Here is a 15,046-nt window from a genome sequence, read left to right on the forward strand (position 1 = left end):
TGGAGAGAACCGATCATGGCCGCACTGGAAACCCTGCAAGTCTTTCAAGCCCTCAACCGCTCGCCCAATGCTCGCCTGGAGCACAGCGCCGAGCTCGGTGACGGCATGGCTGCGGCTTTGTGGAGCAACCACCATGACGCCCAGGACTACGAAGCGCCGAGCCATCACACTTTGTCGTGCTACATCGCCGGCGGCACCGGCACCTTTCGCCGCGACCAGCCCGGCACCAAGGGCGGCCCGGACAAGCTGTGCATTCTGCCGGCCGACCATCAGTCAGGCTGGGTGATCAACGGCGACATTCGCCTGGCCCACCTGTATTTCAGCCCCGAACAATTTGCCCTTGGCTGCGTCACGCTGCTGGATCGCGAGCCACGGGAATTGCAGTTGCGCGAGCGCACGTTCCTCGAAGACCCGCAGCAAGCCCGGCACTTTCGGCAGTTGATCACCCTCAATTGGGACGAACCGGGTGAACGCCTGCTCACCAGCAGCCTGGCCCACGAGATGCTCAGCCATGCCTTGCTCAGCCAGGTTGGTGTGCGTCAGGGCTTGCGCCTCAAGGGTGGATTGGCGGCGCATCAGCGGCGGCAGTTGGTGGAGTTCATCGACAGTCAGTTGGCGGAGGCGATCAGCCTTGGGCAATTGGCGAGCTTGTGCGCGCTGTCGGAATATCATTTTGCGCGGATGTTTCGTGTGAGCTTCGGCTTGCCGCCGCATCAGTATGTGTTGGCCCGAAGATTGAGTCGCGCGCGGGAGTTGTTGCGCGCAACGTCGCAGCCGTTGGGGGAGATTGCGCTGGCGTGCGGGTTTGCCAGTGCGAGCCATTTCACCAACCGGTTTCGCCAGGCGTTGGGCGGCACGCCCGGCGAGTATCGGCAGGCGTTTTTTCGTTAGCTCCACAGCTCTGCGGTGGCTGGGTGGCCGTCTTCGCGGGCTGTCGTTAAAACTCCAATGTGCTGGACAACGAGATCTGTCGCGAATCCCCCATCGACACAAAGAACCGGCTCGCCGCCGACGTGTAATAGGTGCGGTCAAACAGGTTCTTCACGTTGAGCTGGAACTTGACCTTCTGCCCTTCGACCTTGGTGTCATAGGTGGCAAACGCATCGGCCACGGTGTAGCTCGGCAGGTCGAAATCGTTCACCGCGTTACCCGCTCGCTCACCGACATAACGCGCCCCCGCGCCAACCCGCAACTGATCGCCACCGACAATGGTGCCGAAGTCGTAGACCGCCGACAGCGAGCCGGTGTTCCGGGCGACGTTTTGCAGGCGCTTGCCTTTGTAGTCCGGGTCTTCGGTGACTTCGGCATCGGTGTAGGCATAGCTGCCGATCATGCTCCAGCGGTCGCTGAGCTGCCCGGTCATGTCCACTTCCAGACCACGGGAACGCACTTCGCCGGCGGCGCTGTAGATCGTGGTCGGGCCTTCAGAGTTGGCGACCAGGACGTTGCGCTTCTTGATGTCGAACAGTGCAATGTTGCCGGTGATACGACCCGGCATGTCGAGCTTGGCGCCGATCTCCCAGGACTTGGCTTCTTCCGGTGCCACGCTGCCGTCGAGCACGGTGCTGCTGCCGCTCAGCGGCGCGATGGTCGAGTTGGGTTTGAAGGATTCGGTGTAGCTGCCGTAGAACGACAACGCGTCGGTGTAGCGGTACACCAGGCCGGCGCGCGGTACCCACTTCTGGCCGTTGCTGTCGGTATTGGCCTTGAACGGCACGCCTTTGCCGGCGTACTGGTCGTACGCCTGGAAACGCCCGCCGGCCACCAGAATCCACTGGTCATTAAGGTGGATCGAGTCCTGCAGGAATATCGAATCGCTGCGCAGCTCATCGGTCTGGGCGCTGTCGGCCGCGCTGACGGTGGTGCCCGCCACTTCGCGGCCATACACCGGGTTGACGTAGCTGAAGGTGGTCAGGCTTTTCTGGCGGATCAGGTCTTGGCGGTAGATCTTGCGGTACTCGTCATCGACGCCGAACACCAGGTCATGCTGCATGCCCAGTACATTGACCTTGCCTTCGAGGCTGGCGGTGGTGAAACGGTCGGTGCTGATGGCGTTCTGCGTGCCGTCCATGCTGCGGGTCAACGTGCCTTTCTTGGTGTCGATGGCGGTGATGCGCACCTGGCTGGCGTCGTAGGTTTCGCGGTTCCAGCTGTAGCCGAAGTGGGCTTTCCAGTTGTCGTTGAGCTCGTGATCGGCCTCGAAGTGATACAGGTCCGAGCGGCCTTCCATGTTGTTGAACGGCTCGTCGAGACGCTCATTGCGCGAGATGTCCAACGGGTGGTTGGTGCGCGGATCGATCACGGTGCCACGGTCGAACGGGGTCAGGAATTCCCGGTGTTCATAGGAGAACAGCAGCTTGGTGCTTTCACCGAACCAGGCCAGCGACGGCGCTACCAGCGTCTCGCGATGGGTGCCGAAGTTGCGCCAGTAATCTTCGTCTTCGTGGTCCAGCACCATGCGGTACGCCAGCCCGGAATCGCCGAGGGCGCCGGTGCTGTCGAGGCTGCCGCCGCTGCCGTTCTTGCCGTCGCCATAGGTCGAGCCGCGCAGGGTCAGCGCGTTGTACTGCTCAAGCTCGGGCTTCTTGCTGACCATGTTGACCACGCCGCCCGGGTCCTGAATGCCGTAGAGCAAGGATGCCGGGCCTTTGAGTACTTCGACCCGGTCGACCGTGGCATTCAGGCCACGGCCCTGGATCACCGGCATGCCGTCGCGCATGATCGAGCCGTTACGGTTGTCGCCGAAACCGCGGGTCATCACCGAATCCTGGGTGCTTGCCAGTGTGTTGCCCTGGGTGATGCCGCTGACGTTGGCCAGGGCGTCATCCAGATTGCGTGGCGCCTGATCGCGAATGACCTGGGCCGGGATCACGTTGACGGTCTGCGGGATTTCCTGGAGCAAGGCCGACGAGCGCATCACCGAACTGGTGGGCGGCGGCTGATAACTCATGGGTTGTTGCGCCACCGAGGTGATGGTGGTGGCGCCCAGGTTCAACGTGCCCTCGGTGGGCACAGGCTCCAGCGCCAGGGTCTGGGCATCGGTGCGGCGGAAGGTGAAGCCCGAACCGCTGAGCAAACGCTGCATCGCCTGTTCGGCGCTCATCTGCCCGCTGACCGCTGGAGCGGTAATGCCGTAAGGCGCTTCGTCGGTGTAGACCACGCTGATGCCGGTGATGCGGCTGAAGTCGCTCAGGGCCTGGGGCAGCGGTTTGGCGGCCATTGCAAAGCTGAACTGCGTGCGTTGCTGGGTACTGCTGGCTTCAGCCGCCCATGCCACGCTCAACGGCAGCAACGCCAACGCTGAAAAGCTTAATGCAGATGCACCGAACCATTGTTTGACCGAACCCGATTTTGCCCTGGACTTCATTGCTCATGACCTGTGTAGAACGACTACGGATGCGAATGACTCGCAGTTTCAGTCACTACACGGATGGCGATCGGGTTTACCTCACCAGAAAGTTGAAAATATTTGCAGAAGCTCAAAATATCGCAGCCTCAACGCAAAATAATCAAATGCCCCAAAACATGATGCTGCTCAAACCCCATCACGCCCTGCAAAGAACTCAACACCGCCTGCGGATCCTGGCTCGGAAAACTGCCACTGACCCGCCGCGCCGCCAGTTCCTCATTGAGCACCACAATGCGCCCGGGGTAATAACGCCGAAGGTCCTGCACCACATCGGCCAGCGTCGCCTTGTAGTAATTGAGCCAGCCCTGACGCCAGGCCAACTGCGCTTCGCTGTCGACAGCGTGGAGTTTGTCCGCCGAGCCGTCGGCATAGGCCATTTGCTGGCCGGCGCTCAGAATTTGCCGCGCGGCATTTTTGTCCGCTGTCACTGCAACCCGCCCGGATAACACCGTGACCTGCGCGCCATGGGGTTGCAGACGCACTTCAAACTGCGTGCCCAACACCCGCGCCTCGCCCTTTTCCGCTCCCACCACAAACGGTTCGCCGGTGTGCGTCACGCTGAAAAATCCGGCACCACGACGCAGCTGGACGTGCCGCTCACCGCGACTGAAATCCACCGCAATTGCGCTGTCGGCATCCAGCGTCACTTGCGACTGATCCGCCAGTGTCACGGTACGAATTTCCCCTGGCGCCGACACATAGTCCGCACCCAGATCATCGACCCAGCGCGACGGCTGCCAACCAGCGCCGAGGCCGATCATCAACACCAGACATGCCGCCATGGCCAATGCGCCAGACCAACGCCGGACGCGGGCCCCGCGCGCACGATTCATCGCATTGAGGTAGCCCTGCAAGGCCAAAGCCTCTTCGTCGGCCAGGGTCCGCGCCGGTACTTCGCTCAACTCCCACACCACTTGCGCCTGGGCATAGGCCTCGGCGTGGGCGGGATCAGCCTGCAACCAGCGACTGAACGTGAGCTGATCGCCGCTGCCGGGCTGGTCGTGCAACAGACTCAGCCAGGCGAAAGCGGCCTGCTCCTGAGCAGGTGTCGGCGTGATGCGTTCGGTGTGGTTCACGGTGCGTTCCCTGGCGTGCGCGGTTCGGGTTCCCGCAGGCTGGCCTTGCAAGCCTCGAGGGCGCGCATCATATGTTTTTCCACCGCGCTTTGGGACAGGCCCATGGCCTTGGCGATTTCGGCGTACTTGCGGCCATGGATGCGGTTGAGCAGAAAGATCTGCCGCGTGCGCTCGGGCAATGCGCGCAAGGCCGCTTCGACGTGACGCAAATCGTTGCCTGCCTCCAGTGCCGCTTGTGGCTCACAGCCCTGGCTGTCCGGTTGCTCCGGCATCCAGCCTTCGTTAACCCGCACCCGCGCGCCTTCACTGCGCAAATGGTCGATGGCGATGTTGCCGGCGCAACGCAGCAGATACGTGCTGAGCTCTTCGACCTGCACCAGCGGCCGACGCCAGAAACGCAGGAACAAATCCTGCACCAGATCCGCCGCCGTCGCCCGACAGCCAACACGACGGCTCACCAGCGCTTCCATTTGCGAACGCTGGGACAAAAACACCTGAAGAAAATGCGCACGGGCACCACGATGTTCATCGTGCTCGGCGTCATGGGTTTCGGGGGGGCGGGTGATCATCGGGTCAGAGCAAACCGGGTACGGCCTCGTGAATGTCACAAGACCCACAAGCCGGCAATATTAATGATAAATATTCTCATACGCAAAGGAGGCGATGAGATATCGGCCAAGCGCCGATTGCCGGATGCAGGCCCGCGCCACTACAATGCGAACAATTCTTGTTCTCTAACGTATCAATATGCGTCCGGAGCGGTTCCGTTGTCCTCAGCCACTACCGTCGAAGTCCTTTATCACGCCCATCACAACTGGCTCACCGGTTGGCTGCGGCGCAAACTCGGCTGCCCTGACAGCGCCGCGGATCTGGCTCAAGACACGTTCATGCGAGTGCTGACGGCACGGGAAACACCGCAAATCATCGAACCACGGGCCTTCCTCACCACCATCGCCAAGCGCGTGCTGTTCAATCATTACCGCCGCCAGGACCTGGAACGCGCCTACCTCGATGCGCTGGCGCAGATGCCGGAAATCGTCGCGCCTTCGGAGGAAAACCGGGCGATCATCCTGCAAACCCTGATGGAACTCGACCAGTTGCTCGACGGTTTGCCGCGCCTGGTCAAACGCGCCTTTTTGCTGGCTCAGATTGATGGTTTGACGTACCCGCAGATTGCCGTCGAACTGGGCATTTCCATCGCCACGGTCAAACGGCACCTGAACAAAGCGGCGATGCGCTGCTACTTCGCGCTATGAACAGCCCTGGGGATTTTCCCTCTCAAGTTGCCGAGCAGGCCGTGTACTGGCTGATGGAAATCCAGCAAGGTCCGTTGAGCCCGCGCCAGCAAATCGCCTGGCAGCAATGGCTCGACGCCCATGGCGAACATCGACGGGCCTGGGAACACATTCAGCGGGTCAATCAACGCTTGCGCGGTTTGTCTTCACCGCTGGCCCACGCCGCCCTTAACGCACCGACATCCGGCAGCCGTCGTCAGGCGTTGAAGCTGTTGCTGATTCTCGGCGCGGGGTCGGCGGTCACTTGGGGCATGCGTGAGCACAATCCGTTGACGCCGTTGCTGGCCGACTTCCGCAGCCCCATTGGCCAGCGACGCAAAGTACCGCTCGGCGATGGCAGTCAATTGCAACTCAACACCGCCAGTGCTGCCGATGTGCGAGTCGAAGGCCAGCAACGGCTGATCCGCCTGCTCGAAGGCGAGATGCTGCTGACCGCCACCCAGGCGTTTCAGGTACAGACCGCGCAAGGCCTGTTGAAAACCCAGGGTGGGCGACTGAACGTGCGGCAGTTTGCCGATCGCACTCACGTGGCGGTGTTCGAAGGCCGCGTCGAATTGACACCTGATAACGGCGCATCTCTGCTGCTGCAAACCGCCCGGCAGTTGAGCTTCGGCGCACGCGGTATCGGCACTCCCCTGCCACTGGATGCCAACAGCGGCGCCTGGGCCGATGGCATGCTGGTGGCCGCGCACATGCGCCTGGGGGACTTCCTCGACGAACTCGGCCGCTATCGCCGCGGGCAACTCAATTGCGCGGCGAACGCTGCCGATCTGCTGATCTCCGGGACTTATCCACTGGACGACAGCGAGCGGATTCTTGATCTGCTGGAAATCAGTTTGCCGGTGAAGGTGAAGCGGTTTACGCGCTATTGGGTGACGGTCGAAGCGAGGGTCTAAAAGCAAGATCAAAAAAATGAGCCGTTTTTCAGATCTGGCGTGACAGAGAAGGAAAGCCCCCTTGATTCAACCTTCTCAGGATCGCCCTCCATGCAACCCACCCGGCTCCTCCCGCAGATCCCCCTGACCCGCACCTTGCGCCAACTCTTGCTGGGCGCCAGCCTGGGCTTGGGCGCTCTGCCCCTGGTGCATGCCGCTGACGCCAAGCCCTACCACATCGCACCGTCCTCGCTGGAGAACGCACTCAATCAGTTTGGCCGTGAAGCCGGCGTGCTGATCTCCTTTGGCTCGCAAATCACCAGCGGTGTGCAGAGTCGCGGCCTGGAGGGCAACTACACCGCCGAACAAGGCTTGGACGCCTTGCTCGAAGGCACCGGCCTGCAAGCCCGCGTCGAGGGCAACAATGCCTTCAGCCTGCAACCGGTGGGCGATGCGGCGCTGGAGCTGGACACCTCGAAAGTGGTCGGCGACTGGCTCGGCGATGCAGCGCAGACCAACGTCTTCGAACACCCCGGCGCTCGCGACGTGATCCGCCGCGAAGAGTTTGAACACCAAGGCGCGACTCAGGCCCGGGACGTGCTCAACCGTATCCCGGGGGTGAATGCACCGGACAACAACGGCACCGGCAGTCATGACATGGCCCTGAACTTCGGCATTCGCGGGCTCAACCCACGGCTGGCCTCCCGCTCGACGGTATTGATGGATGGCATTCCGGTGCCTTTCGCGCCTTATGGCCAGCCGCAGTTGTCGTTCGCGCCGATCAGCATGGGCAACATGGACGCAGTCGACGTGGTGCGCGGCGGCGGTGCGGTGCGCTACGGCCCGCAAAACGTCGGCGGCGTGGTCAACTTCGTGACCCGCGCCATTCCCGATGAGGCGACGGTCAAGGGCGGTTTCCAGACCGAAACCAGTCCGTCGTCCAGCCACGATGGCTTCAAGACAACCGGCAACCTGCTGGCCGGCGGCACGGCCGATAACGGACTGGGCGGCGCGATTCTGTACTCGGGCACCCGCGGTGGCGACTGGCGTGAACACAGCGACACCGAAATCGACGACCTGATCCTCAAGGGCAAATACCAGCTCGATGAGGCCAACAGCTTCAACGCCATGGCCCAGTATTACGAAGGCAAGGCGGACATGCCCGGCGGGCTGAACGTCGCTGATTACGACGCCAACCCGTACCAGTCGACCCGCCCGAAAGACCAGTTCTGGGGTCGCCGCACAATGTTCAACTTCGGCTATCGCTACCAGGAAGATCGCCGCGAGTTCACCGCCAATACGTTCTTCACCAAGACCCTGCGTAGTGGTTATCTGGACCAGGGCACGTTTCTCTCCCTGTCGCCTCGTGAGTACTGGGTGCGCGGCCTGGAAACCCGTTTCGCCCAAGGCTTCGATCTCGGCCAAACCAGTCACGAAGTCGGCGTCGGTTATCGCTACATCAACGAGGCCGGCCACGAACTGCGCTACCGCACGCCGATCGCCAGCAACGAACTCCCGACCACCAACAGCCGCAACGACCGCGACACCCGGGGCGGTACCGAAGCCAATGCGTTCTTTGTCGACGACCGGATCGACATTGGCAAGTGGACGATCACGCCGGGCATCCGCTACGAAATGATCGAGTCGCAGCAGACCAACAACCTGACCAACGTGAAGTACAAGGGCGACTACAACACTGCCCTGCCCGCATTGAACGTGCTCTATCACCTGACCGACAGCTGGAATCTCTACGCCAACACCGAAGGCTCGTTCGGCAGCGTGCAATACAGCCAGATGCCTAACCGGGTGACCAGCGGTGAAGTCAAACCGGAGAAGGCCCGCACCTGGGAGCTGGGTACCCGTTACGACAACGGCGCGTTGCGTGCCGAGGTTGGCGCGTTCCTGATCAACTTCGATAACCAGTATGAAAGCAATCAAACCAACGACTCGGTGATCGCCCGTGGCGAAACCCGTCATCAAGGTATCGAAACCAGCGTCAACTATGCCCTCGACGACTTGAGCCCGGCGCTGGCCGGTTTCGATGTGTACGCGACTTACGCCTATGTTGACGCGACCATCCGCGAAGACGGGCCGAACAAGGGCAATCGCGTGCCGTTCTCCTCGAAACACAAAGGCACGATCGGCGTCGGTTATACCGAAGGCGCCTGGAAACTGAACCTGGACAGCAGCTACCAGAGCGACCAGTTCGCCGACAACGCCAACACCTCGGCCGAGAGCGCTGATGGCAGCACCGGCAGGATTCCGGGCTACATGTTGTTCAGCAGCCGCGCGGCGTATGACTTCGGGCCGAAACTGTCGGACTTGAATGTGGCGGTGGGGGTGAAGAACATCTTCAATCACCAGTACTTCACCCGCTCGTTCGATGACAACAACAAGGGCAAGTACGTGGGAGAACCGCGGACGGTGTATGTGCAGACGTCGGTGGCGTTTTGATTACTGACCACGAGGCTGAGGTCGGACACTATTGTGGTGAGGGGCAAGCCCCTCGCCACAGGAATCACTAAACCCAGAAACAAAAACGGGCCCGCAATCGCAGGCCCGTTTTTTGTTGGGAAGTTAAAAAGTGAATCAGGCCTCAGCCGTTGAGCGCAGCCTGTTCGTTCTCGAGAAACTCATCTTCAAGCAGTGCATCGGCATGGGCGCCCCTATCGAACGGCACCACAGCGGCACGTGGTTTGCCGCGCAATTTGCCAAACATATGCTCCAGCGCATGTTCAAGTTTTTCGGCTGCCCCGTCGATCGCCAGTTCCAGGGAGGCGGCTTTATGGGTAACGGAAATCGGTTGATGGCCTTTTGGCCGCGCTTCCAGCTGGCAGCGCATGTCATGGGGACCAGGCTTGTCGCCGTTCTCGTCCCGCAGATGGACCTCGACGCGGGTCAGGTCCTCTTCATAACGTTCGAGCGTGCTCTCAATGGTAGTACGTACCCACTCCTCCAGTCGTTTACTGCTTTGAATATGGTTATCGCTATTGACTTGGATTTGCATAGTTCTTCCCTTATTTCAGCTAGCTCGCAAGAGGCGCATCGGCTGGCCCTTGGGCTTCATCACCGCAACCTCTTGGTTACACAATCGGTGTGTGCGCGGAACATTTCAACCCCTAAAAAAAGATAAATATTCATACGCAAAAAAAGCCGGACAACGAGCAAAAGCACTGTTAATGTCGGGAGTTGGGTCGCCCCTCTCTTCAGTCATAATTGCTCGCATCTGCCCGCTCCCCCAGTGGGTGCTGGCTGCGAAAAACCGCTGCCTCTTCCACCAGCCAGTCATGCACCGCGCGCACGCCCGGATGGCTCAGCGCACCTGGCGCATAGAGCAGCACGTAGCGCTTGTGATTGGGCACCGCCAGGCCAAACGGCACGATCAGCGTTCCTCGTTCCAGCTCATCGTTAAGCAGCGTTCGCCGCGCAATCGCCACACCCATCCCGGCAATCGCCGCTTCGATGGTCAGGTGATTGCGGTTGAAGGTGTGCCCGCGCCGCACGTCCGCGCCTTCGAAGCCGATGGCGTTGAGGTAGAACTCCCATTCCGCGTATTCGTAACTGCCGCGCCAGGCGGTAATGTCGTGCAACAACGGAAAGTGCATCAAGTCGGCCGGACCGTGCAGCGGCGGACGCCCTCGCAACAGGCTCGGGGCGCACACCGGGAATATCTGCTCGTCGAGCAAGGTTGTGGATAACAATCCGGGATAACTGCCATCGTTCAGATCGATCGCCAGGTCGAAATCACCCTCGTGCAGCGGCACGCTGCTGTCCTCCGCCACCAGGCGCAATTGAATGTCCGGGAAGCGCTGCTGCAAACGCGGCAAACGCGGGGTCAGCCATTTGCTCAGGAACGAGGGAATTGAACGCACCCGCAAAATCCCGCTGATCATTCCTGCATCCAGTCGTCGCAATTCTGCGTCGATGCTGCCGTAAGCCTCGTTGACCGTAATGGCCAGGCGCTGGCCTTGCGCACTCAATTCCACCCCACGGGCGCGACGGTGAAACAGGCGAAACCCCAGCCGCTCTTCCAGTTGCCGAATTTGCTGACTGACCGCACCCGGCGTGATGTGCAGTTCTTCGGCACAACGGGTGAACGACAGGTGCCGCGCGGCACAGGAAAACACGTGCAGCCAGACGTAAGTCTGGGCGTGCAATTGACGACTCATCGTTTAGTCCTGCTAAAGGCTGTCTTAGGAAGTTTCGTTGGTCACGTAGGACCGAGGTAGGCAGTATCGCCGACATTGCGCTTGGCCTACAAAAATGGCGGCGATTTCTCTTCCATTGCTTGTATAGGCTTTAGCATGGCTATCAGTGTTTTCGATCTCTTCAAAGTCGGCATCGGTCCGTCCAGCTCCCACACCGTCGGCCCGATGCGCGCCGCCGCGACCTTCGCCCAAGCACTGATTGAGCAGAATTTTCTGGTCGCAGTACGTCGGGTAGAAATCCGTCTTTATGGTTCGCTGTCGGCCACCGGCGTCGGCCATGCCACCGACCGCGCCTGTGTCATGGGCTTGATGGGTGAATGGCCGGACAGCATCGACCCGACCAGCATCGACGGCCGAATTCAGCACCTTCGCGAAACCAATGAACTGTCACTGGCCGGCAAAGCGACCATCGCCTTCAACTGGCAGCACGATCTCCTGCTGCTCGACGAGAGCCTGCCCTACCACCCTAACGCCATGTCCCTGACAGCCTTCGGCGAAACCGGTGAGCTGTTCGAGCAGACGTACTACTCGGTGGGTGGTGGCTTCATCATCGAAGCGGCCGAAGCCGAGTCCGGCATTGCACCGGCCAGTGACGTCGTGCTGCCTTACGATTTCTCCAGCGCCGCCGAATTGCTCAAGCTCTGCAACCAGCACGGTCTGCGGGTTTCCGAGCTGATGATGGCCAATGAACTGGCCTGGCGCAGCGAAGCCGAAATCCGTCAGGGCTTGCTGCACATTTGGTCGGTGATGCGCGAGTGCGTCGAGCAAGGCTTGCGTCACGAAGGCATCCTGCCCGGCGGTCTGAATGTTCCGCGTCGCGCGGCGAAATTGCACCGCAGCCTGTTGGAAATCGGCAAACCGAACGTCATCAGCTCCACCCTGTCGGCCATGGAGTGGGTGAACCTGTTCGCCCTCGCCGTGAACGAAGAAAACGCCGCGGGCGGACGGATGGTCACCGCGCCTACAAACGGGGCGGCGGGGATCATCCCGGCGGTGCTGCACTACTACATGAAATTCAATCCGGACGCGTCGGACGATGACGTCGTGGCGTTCTTTTTGGGCGCGGCCGCTGTAGGCATTCTCTGCAAGAAAAACGCCTCGATCTCCGGCGCCGAAGTCGGCTGCCAGGGTGAGGTCGGCTCGGCCTGTGCCATGGCCGCCGCCGGTTTGGCCGACGTGCTCGGCGCCACCCCGGAACAACTGGAAAACGCCGCTGAAATCGGCCTGGAACACAACCTCGGCCTGACCTGCGACCCGGTCGGCGGTCTGGTGCAAGTGCCGTGCATCGAGCGCAACGCGATTGCCGCGGTGAAGGCGATCAACGCCACGCAAATGGCCCTGCGCGGTGACGGCAAACACTTCATTTCCCTGGATCGGGTGATCCGCACCATGCGCGATACCGGCGCTGATATGCACGACAAATACAAAGAAACTTCACGGGGCGGCCTGGCTGTTAGCTGGGTGGAATGCTGAGGAGCATTTCCTGACCGTCCCGGCAGGCCGTTTGAAACGTAGCGAGCGAAGACAAGACAAGGCAAAAACAGGCGAGGAAGCGGAGTTTACTGGCTGTAAATGAGCATTCCGAGCCTGTTTTTAACGCAGGATTGTCGAGCGCAGTAGTTTCAAACGGTCTGCCCGCCGTGAGCCCGAGCAAAAACAATAACGAGGCAAAAACGATGACCGAAATACGTACACCTGCTGCCGATAATCCCGCTGTAGACCTCACACGCAATAGCGAAATAACCCACAAAGGCTGGAGTAAACACGACACCACCTGGATGCTCGGCCTCTATGGCACAGCGATTGGCGCCGGCACGCTGTTTTTGCCGATCAACGCCGGCGTGGGTGGTTTCTGGCCGCTGCTGATCCTGGCAGTGCTGGCGTTTCCGATGACATTCTTTGCACACCGAGGCCTGACTCGCTTCGTGTTGTCCGGCCGTTCCGGGGACATCACCGAAGTGGTGGAAGAACACTTCGGCATCGGTGCCGGCAAGCTGATCACGCTGCTGTATTTCTTCGCGATTTTCCCGATTCTGCTGGTGTACAGCGTGGCGCTGACCAATACCCTGAGCAGCCTCATGGAGCACCAGTTGCACATGACGCCGCCGCCTCGGGCGATCCTGTCGCTGGGGCTGATTCTCGGTCTGATGGCCATCGTCCGTTGTGGTCAGGGCGTCATCGTCAAATGCATGAGCGTGCTGGTTTACCCGTTCGTCGCAGCCTTGCTGTTGCTCGGTGTCAGCCTGATCCCGAACTGGAACGGCGCGTTCTTCGCCACCGCCAGTGAAGGCATGCCGCTGCCACTGTTCTTCAAGACCTTGTGGCTGGCGATCCCGGTGATGGTGTTCTCGTTCAACCATTCGCCGATCATCTCCGCCTTCGCCGTCGATCAGAAGCAGCGTTACGGCGGGCAAGCCGAACGAAAAAGCAGCGGCATTCTGGCGATCGCTCACGCCATGATGGTCGTCACGGTGATGTTCTTTTGCTTCAGCTGTGTGCTGGCATTGTCCCCGGCTGATTTGGCCGCGGCGAAGGCGCAGAACATTTCGATCCTGTCGTACCTGGCCAACCACTTCCAGACACCGGTCATCGCTTACGCCGCGCCGCTGATTGCGCTGGTGGCAATCACCAAATCCTTCCTGGGCCATTACATCGGCGCCAGCGAAGGCTTTCAGGGCCTGATCGTGAAAAGCCTGCGTGGCCGTGGTCAAGTCGTCTCTGCCAGCTGGCTGAACCGCCTCACTGCGCTGTTCATGATCCTCAGTTGCTGGGCCGTGGCGACTTTCAACCCGAGCATCTTGGGCATGATCGAAACCCTCGGCGGGCCGATCATCGCATGCCTGTTGTTCCTGATGCCGATGTACGCCATCCGCCGCGTGCCAGCCTTGCGCCAGTACTCCGGCCAGGCTTCGAACGTGTTCGTGGTGCTGATCGGCTTGATTGCACTGTCTGCGATCATCTATTCATTTATGCCCTGAAACGGGCAGGCAAAAAGAAGGCGGGCCAGGGTGCCCGCCGTTTTTTTGCCGTAAACATTGTCCGACAGTTTTTCCGGCATGCCCCTTGCTGTATCCCCTACGCGGCACGGAAGAAAGCGTATGAACATGGAAGGCCGGTGGTCTGGTATTGCGAACTAATCCCGATCACGGCCGTCAACAACTGCACGTTCAATCAGGCGGTGACGCATTATGGACAACCCTTTTCAGCTCATTACCGATGCCTTTGCAGCGGATTATCAAATCAACCTGAGCATCCAGGGTCTGGACGGCAGCATCATGCTGACCCTCTCCAACGCTGGCCGCGTGGTGGCCAAACGGATGATCAGCGCCGAACAACGCAATGACCCCAAGCGCCTCAAACGCCTGGTGCAAAGCATTCAGTTCGGCATCGCCATCGAACAGGGCCACTGCGCCGTGGCCATCCTCGAAGCCATGACCGACGGCGACAACCGTAACGTGCCACCGCCACAGGTCAAAGCCCGACCCCGACCTGAAATAGGGCTTTAAAGCTCGCCCTTCTCCACTTCGGGATGTTCACCGGAACCCACACCGATCTTGCGCTGCGGGTGTTCGATCTTCACCGAAGGAAATTGCGACGAGGCGTAACGCACCACCAGAATCGAAAACGCCAGCAACAGGATCCCGCCGCACAGGTAGATGATCCCCAGGTCCGGCGGATTGTGGTGCGAGACGTTGGAGATCAGCAGTCGTGTCAGCGCCGTAATCGCCACGTAGATCAGGAACCGCACCGGCATGTGGTTGGTCTTGAAGTAAATCCCGACCATCGCCCCCAGTTCCAGGTAGATGAACAGCAACAGGATGTCATCGATCTTGATGTGCCCCTGTTCCAGCATCCCGAGGAACTCCATGACCGCCGCCCAGGCAGTCACCGCACCGATGGCGAACAACGCCAGGTAGTGGAAGGTCTCGACGAACAGGTTGCCCAGGGACTCGGCCAGTTGGTGCACGTTCTGCCGCAGGTTCTCGGCCCAGTTGATTTTCACGATGATTGTTCCTTAGCTCGGTTCGAGCGGATGATGCGGGTTGGACGTGACGGTTGTTCTGCATGCAGAAAAAAGGCCAGAGGTTGCCCGACACATGATGGCGAGGTGCTTTAAAACACGCTCCGTGGCGTTTGGTCGCACCCGTCCCGTTCACCTGACAAACCCCGAATCCGGTCTACA

13 protein-coding genes are annotated in these 15,046 nt (G+C 60.5%); 7 read left to right on the forward strand and 6 right to left on the reverse strand.

The features are described 5' to 3' along the window. The first annotated feature begins 15 nt into the window (after positions 1 to 15). A complete protein-coding gene (locus PMI21_RS19520) occupies positions 16 to 891 on the forward strand; it encodes a helix-turn-helix domain-containing protein (protein WP_007936353.1) in 876 nt (291 codons plus the stop codon). Between the two features lie 46 nt (positions 892 to 937). Here the strand turns inward: PMI21_RS19520 and PMI21_RS19515 are convergent, their stop codons facing one another. The 3 genes from PMI21_RS19515 to PMI21_RS19505 form a co-directional block, all read right to left on the reverse strand. Beyond that, a complete protein-coding gene (locus PMI21_RS19515; protein WP_007936354.1) occupies positions 938 to 3,367 on the reverse strand; it encodes a TonB-dependent siderophore receptor in 2,430 nt (809 codons plus the stop codon). Positions 3,368 to 3,495: 128 nt separating this feature from the next. Further along, positions 3,496 to 4,485, reverse strand: coding sequence for a FecR family protein (locus PMI21_RS19510; protein ID WP_007936355.1), 990 nt, complete (start codon positions 4,483 to 4,485; stop codon positions 3,496 to 3,498). Beyond that, on the reverse strand, positions 4,482 to 5,054 hold the full coding sequence (locus tag PMI21_RS19505) for an RNA polymerase sigma factor (RefSeq protein WP_007936356.1): 573 nt from the start codon (positions 5,052 to 5,054) through the stop codon (positions 4,482 to 4,484). Before PMI21_RS19505 ends, PMI21_RS19510 begins: the two co-directional genes overlap by 4 nt. Before the next feature lie 198 nt (positions 5,055 to 5,252). Here PMI21_RS19505 and PMI21_RS19500 point away from each other — a divergent pair, with 198 nt between their 5' ends. The 3 genes from PMI21_RS19500 (at position 5,253) to fecA (ending at position 9,109) form a co-directional block, all read left to right on the forward strand. Continuing rightward, on the forward strand, positions 5,253 to 5,741 hold the full coding sequence (locus PMI21_RS19500; protein WP_007936357.1) for a sigma-70 family RNA polymerase sigma factor: 489 nt from the start codon (positions 5,253 to 5,255) through the stop codon (positions 5,739 to 5,741). After that, positions 5,738 to 6,676 carry a FecR domain-containing protein gene (locus tag PMI21_RS19495; protein WP_007936358.1) on the forward strand — a complete coding sequence of 313 codons (939 nt, stop codon included), beginning with the start codon at positions 5,738 to 5,740 and terminating at the stop codon, positions 6,674 to 6,676. Before PMI21_RS19500 ends, PMI21_RS19495 begins: the two co-directional genes overlap by 4 nt. Before the next feature lie 90 nt (positions 6,677 to 6,766). Then, positions 6,767 to 9,109, forward strand: a complete 2,343-nt coding sequence (fecA, locus tag PMI21_RS19490) for a TonB-dependent Fe(3+) dicitrate receptor FecA (RefSeq protein ID WP_007936359.1) — start codon at positions 6,767 to 6,769, stop codon at positions 9,107 to 9,109. Positions 9,110 to 9,251: 142 nt separating this feature from the next. Here fecA and PMI21_RS19485 read toward each other — a convergent pair whose 3' ends face one another. Both PMI21_RS19485 and PMI21_RS19480 read right to left on the reverse strand, forming a co-directional pair. Then, complete coding sequence (locus PMI21_RS19485) at positions 9,252 to 9,662, reverse strand: HPF/RaiA family ribosome-associated protein (protein WP_007936360.1); 411 nt, start codon at positions 9,660 to 9,662, stop codon at positions 9,252 to 9,254. Between the two features lie 199 nt (positions 9,663 to 9,861). Further along, the gene (locus PMI21_RS19480) at positions 9,862 to 10,824 is read right to left on the reverse strand and encodes a LysR substrate-binding domain-containing protein (protein ID WP_007936361.1); all 963 of its coding nucleotides are present in this window, start codon (positions 10,822 to 10,824) and stop codon (positions 9,862 to 9,864) included. Positions 10,825 to 10,959: 135 nt separating this feature from the next. Here PMI21_RS19480 and PMI21_RS19475 point away from each other — a divergent pair, with 135 nt between their 5' ends. The 3 genes from PMI21_RS19475 to PMI21_RS19465 all read left to right on the forward strand — a co-directional run bounded on the left by PMI21_RS19475 (position 10,960) and on the right by PMI21_RS19465 (position 14,369). Next, positions 10,960 to 12,336 carry an L-serine ammonia-lyase gene (locus PMI21_RS19475; protein ID WP_007936363.1) on the forward strand — a complete coding sequence of 459 codons (1,377 nt, stop codon included), beginning with the start codon at positions 10,960 to 10,962 and terminating at the stop codon, positions 12,334 to 12,336. A gap of 203 nt (positions 12,337 to 12,539) precedes the next feature. Next, the gene (locus PMI21_RS19470; RefSeq protein ID WP_007936365.1) at positions 12,540 to 13,841 is read left to right on the forward strand and encodes a serine/threonine transporter; all 1,302 of its coding nucleotides are present in this window, start codon (positions 12,540 to 12,542) and stop codon (positions 13,839 to 13,841) included. Between the two features lie 210 nt (positions 13,842 to 14,051). Continuing rightward, positions 14,052 to 14,369, forward strand: a complete 318-nt coding sequence (locus PMI21_RS19465) for a DUF3509 domain-containing protein (protein WP_007936367.1) — start codon at positions 14,052 to 14,054, stop codon at positions 14,367 to 14,369. On the opposite strand, the gene PMI21_RS19460 is transcribed toward PMI21_RS19465, so the two are convergent. Then, entirely contained in the window at positions 14,366 to 14,866 is a 501-nt protein-coding gene (locus tag PMI21_RS19460) for a phosphate-starvation-inducible protein PsiE (RefSeq protein ID WP_007936369.1), read from the reverse strand. The genes PMI21_RS19465 and PMI21_RS19460 overlap by 4 nt on opposite strands. Between the last annotated feature and the right edge of the window lie 180 nt (positions 14,867 to 15,046).

Origin of the sequence: Pseudomonas sp. GM18 (genome assembly GCF_000282195.1) — a bacterium.
GTDB lineage: Bacteria > Pseudomonadota > Gammaproteobacteria > Pseudomonadales > Pseudomonadaceae > Aquipseudomonas.

Coding starts and splice junctions, on each gene's coding strand:
- PMI21_RS19520 (WP_007936353.1), top strand. CDS start 16: ATGGCCGCACTGGAAACCCTGCAAGTCTTTCAAGCCCTCAACCGCTCG.
- PMI21_RS19515 (WP_007936354.1), bottom strand. CDS start 3,367: ATGAAGTCCAGGGCAAAATCGGGTTCGGTCAAACAATGGTTCGGTGCA.
- PMI21_RS19505 (WP_007936356.1), bottom strand. CDS start 5,054: ATGATCACCCGCCCCCCCGAAACCCATGACGCCGAGCACGATGAACAT.
- PMI21_RS19495 (WP_007936358.1), top strand. CDS start 5,738: ATGAACAGCCCTGGGGATTTTCCCTCTCAAGTTGCCGAGCAGGCCGTG.
- fecA (WP_007936359.1), top strand. CDS start 6,767: ATGCAACCCACCCGGCTCCTCCCGCAGATCCCCCTGACCCGCACCTTG.
- PMI21_RS19485 (WP_007936360.1), bottom strand. CDS start 9,662: ATGCAAATCCAAGTCAATAGCGATAACCATATTCAAAGCAGTAAACGA.
- PMI21_RS19480 (WP_007936361.1), bottom strand. CDS start 10,824: ATGAGTCGTCAATTGCACGCCCAGACTTACGTCTGGCTGCACGTGTTT.
- PMI21_RS19475 (WP_007936363.1), top strand. CDS start 10,960: ATGGCTATCAGTGTTTTCGATCTCTTCAAAGTCGGCATCGGTCCGTCC.
- PMI21_RS19470 (WP_007936365.1), top strand. CDS start 12,540: ATGACCGAAATACGTACACCTGCTGCCGATAATCCCGCTGTAGACCTC.
- PMI21_RS19465 (WP_007936367.1), top strand. CDS start 14,052: ATGGACAACCCTTTTCAGCTCATTACCGATGCCTTTGCAGCGGATTAT.